Raw genomic sequence first — 3,828 nt, forward strand, 5'->3', positions numbered from 1 at the left:
TTGAATACATTAAATCCGCGCAAATATGAATTGGATTTTTTTATTACAGATGAGATAAAGATTTCCAGTTTTAGAGATGAAATTGCTAGCATGGAACATCCTTTCTTTGCTTTAAAAGGTGGAAATACAAAAATTAGAGAATATAAAAATGGTAATATTACTGTTATAGTGAAACCAACAGCAGATGGATTGGCAACTATTTTTGATAAAGATGTTTGGATTTATGTAATTTCTAAATTACAGGAATCGATGAATATAAATAAAGAGATTAGTAGAACTGTTTGTTTTACACCTTATGATTTTTTTATAGCGACCAATAGAACAATTAGTGGTAGAACTTATCAAGAATTGGAAAAAGCTTTAGACCGATTACAAGGAACTACCATCAAGACAAATATATCTTATTCTAAGAAAAAACAAGAAATTATAGGATTTGGTCTTATTGATAGTTGGCAAATTCTTGAAGAAAAAAAAGGTAAATTAGATATTGGAATGGTAAAAGTTACTCTGCCTAATTGGTTATATCAAGCTCTATATAAAAAAAAAATATTAAAAATAAGTCCAGATTATTTTCGCATTAGAAAAGCAATAGATAGACGGATATACGAAATTGCACGTAAACATTGTGGTACTCAGAGAGAATTTGTTATAGCTCTTGATAAACTGCATTTAAAGACCGGTAGTACAGCTTTGTTGAAGATGTTTAGGTATAATATTAAACAACTTGCTAGAAAGAATGATCTTCCTGATTATGAAATCCGCTATAATCCTAAGGGAGATATGGTGATTTTTGATAATCGAAATAATAAATTAAGAATATCAGATTATGCTTCAAAACCTAAGAAAATTAAAAATAATTATTTTCTTAAAAGTTAATTAACTAAATTATGACAATAAAATGCAAATATTTTTGATTTGATAGTGTTGTTATAGAATTTTATTTAGGTTTTAAGGTTTTTTAAAAATGAATAGAAAATTAAGTGTTGTTATTTTTTCTTTTTTGCTTTTGTGTTTTTCGTCTATTTCTAATGCTGTTATTTTTAAGATTTCTGATGTTGAGGTAGGTTTTTCTCCTGGTCATTCGGCAATTCAAATAATATTGAATGCTATTGAAAAATCGCGTAATTCGATTTCTGTAGCTGCATATTCATTTACTAGTAAACCCATAGCTTTAGCATTGATTAACGCTCAAGAGAGAGGTGTAAATGTGCGTTTAGTTGTTGATAAAAAATCTAATACAGGGAAATATACTGCTGTAACATATTTGGTTAATCATTTTGTTCCTGTAAGGTTAAATAATAGATATACCATTATGCATAATAAGTTTATGATCATAGATGATAAATCAGTAGAAACAGGTTCCTTTAATTATACTAAAAATGCAACATCACATAATGCAGAAAATGTTATCTATATTAAAAACAGGATTGATGTTGCTAGAAAGTATTCTAAAGAATTTGATAGATTATGGGATGAAGGAAAAGATGCTAAACCAACATATTAAAATTAGTATTAATTAATTAAAAAACGTAATTTATCACAGATAAATACATGTAGTAAATTAATTATGCAACATATTGTTATTATATGTTTTAACTAATGTTATATATAAAATATTGAGAATTAATTTAATATATTTTAATATTAAAACATATTAAATATTTTAAAATAAAAACTAGATGTGGGAATATAAATTATGCAATTTGAAGAAAAGAACCTTATTGAAAAATTATTTCAGAGATTAAAAAAAGCGGAAGATAATTTATCCACTAGAGATATTGAAGCAGAAAAACAGATTCAGGAATCCATCAAATTACAACCTGCTGCACCGTATTATATGGTTCAATCTCTTTTAATTCAAGAAGCTGCTTTGAATAAGCTAAATCAAGAAATTATAAAACTGAAAAATGACATTTGTCAATTACAATCAATAAATCATAATAAAGGTAAGACATTTTTAGGTAAATTATTTAGCAGAAATGGTTCTTCTAATGAAAATACAACTGGTTTACAATCTCCTGTAGCTGAAAATAATAATCAGGTAGTTAGTAATAAACCTAACTATAATAGCCCTATATCTCCTCGGAGTGGTGGTACTAGTTTTATGAGTGGTGCGTTACAAACTGCTGCAGGTGTGGCGGGCGGGGTGGTAATAGGAAATATGTTGAGTAATATGTTTCATCATTCTACTCCTGAAGAAATCGTAGATGTTATTGAAGATAATGGTTCATCATCCATGGCGGAAAATGAAAGTTATTTGCATGATTTGGGTCACGATAGTTCAGATACTTTTGATCATGGTTTTTCTGATGATCAACTTACAAGTTATGATGATCATGTATCTGATAGTGATTTTGATATAGGTAATTTTGGTGATGATGATTTTGTGTAATGTACACAAAATAAATTTATTATTTTAAATAATTGTTTGTTATTTTAATTATAGTTTATTGATTGATTTATATTATAGATGTTGAACTTTAAATAATCTTTAATTATTAATTAATTTGATCTCGAGTTTTAAAATTAATTATCGTATGAATATAAGATCAATTGTATTGTTATTGTAATCCAGAGAATATTTTTCGTTTTAATTATGTAGATGATGTAGTTAAACATTTACATCAATATTATTTACTTACATCAATACTAATATAAAACGAAACAAGATTCCTAAAGATGTAGAAATATAAACTGATAGGTTAATTAGTGATATTTTCAAAGAAATACGTAATTAAATTATACGTCCTATTCAAGGATAAAAACAAGAGATCAAAAACAATTTATAGATTTTATTTACCTTGTTTATTGTTTGTTCATTAAAGATAAACGGAAAGGTATTAGATTGTGAAAGCATATGATGTTTTTTGTTATATCGTTAGATTATTTTGAATCTTATTTATATTTGTTTTTGTTTTAATATTTAATAATCAAAAATTATTTGGTTGTTTTTAGTTTTTTTAAATTCCTTCCTAATGGCACTTAATAGCTGCTTTTCTCTTCCAGGTGACTTTCTCCTTTACTTTTTCATTAAAATCGTTCTTATGGCCTTTTAGGGGCATTTAGAGTGCCTTTAAATGCTTTATCTTGAGATAATAATTTATTTTCCTTTGTAAAAGGGTTTTTTGTTCTTTTTGTTATCATTGTGTGATTTTTAAAAAAGTTATCCACATTTTAAGTCTCGCGCGTAGTCAATAATAAGTTAAAGGGTTTATAGTTAAATAAATAAGTAGTTAATATAAGTTAAGAGTTTTTTTTGGCTTGTATGTTATTGAAATAAAAAAAAAATCTTTCGGGAGCGGTTTTTAAATCACAGTATTTGGTTTTTAAATCACAGTAGTAAAGTTTTTAAATCACAGTAGTAAAGTTTTTAAATCACAGTAGTAATAGTGTTTTATGCACAGCTTTTCCACAAGTTATCCACAGGTTATCCACAGGTTATCCACAGGTTATCCACAGGTTATCCACAGGTTATCCACAGGTTATCCACAGGTTATTTAAATCACAGTAGTAATAGTGTTTTATGCACAGCTTTTCCACAAGTTATCCACAGGTTATCCACAGGTTATCCACAGGTTATCCACAGGTTATCCACAGGTTATCCACAGGTTATCCACAGGTTATATGCTCTAATTTTTTCACAGGTTATTAATTTATTTTGGGGATAACTAATAATGTTTTTGTTAAACTGTAATTTCAACATTCACAAATGTTGATGAACAATTGTATTTTGCTTATTTTAAATAAATATTTAATAAAAATTCTATATAAATAATTATGTTAGGGTATTTTTCAGAAAAATTTAATATTATTCAGAGAGCATAATAA

At 26.7% G+C, this 3,828-nt stretch carries 3 protein-coding genes; all 3 read left to right on the plus strand.

All coding sequences use genetic code 11. The features are described 5' to 3' along the window. Entirely contained in the window at positions 1 to 876 is an 876-nt protein-coding gene (locus CRV11_RS00060) for a replication initiator protein A (protein WP_136131313.1), read from the plus strand. 88 nt (positions 877 to 964) lie between these two features. Next, a complete protein-coding gene (locus CRV11_RS00065; RefSeq protein ID WP_136131314.1) occupies positions 965 to 1,504 on the plus strand; it encodes a phospholipase D family nuclease in 540 nt (179 codons plus the stop codon). Positions 1,505 to 1,696: 192 nt separating this feature from the next. Next, entirely contained in the window at positions 1,697 to 2,392 is a 696-nt protein-coding gene (locus CRV11_RS00070) for a DUF2076 domain-containing protein (RefSeq protein ID WP_136131315.1), read from the plus strand. Positions 2,393 to 3,828 lie beyond the last annotated feature (1,436 nt).

The sequence above is a fragment of the Candidatus Pantoea edessiphila genome, from assembly GCF_002933335.1.
Classification (GTDB): Bacteria; Pseudomonadota; Gammaproteobacteria; order Enterobacterales; family Enterobacteriaceae; genus Pantoea_C.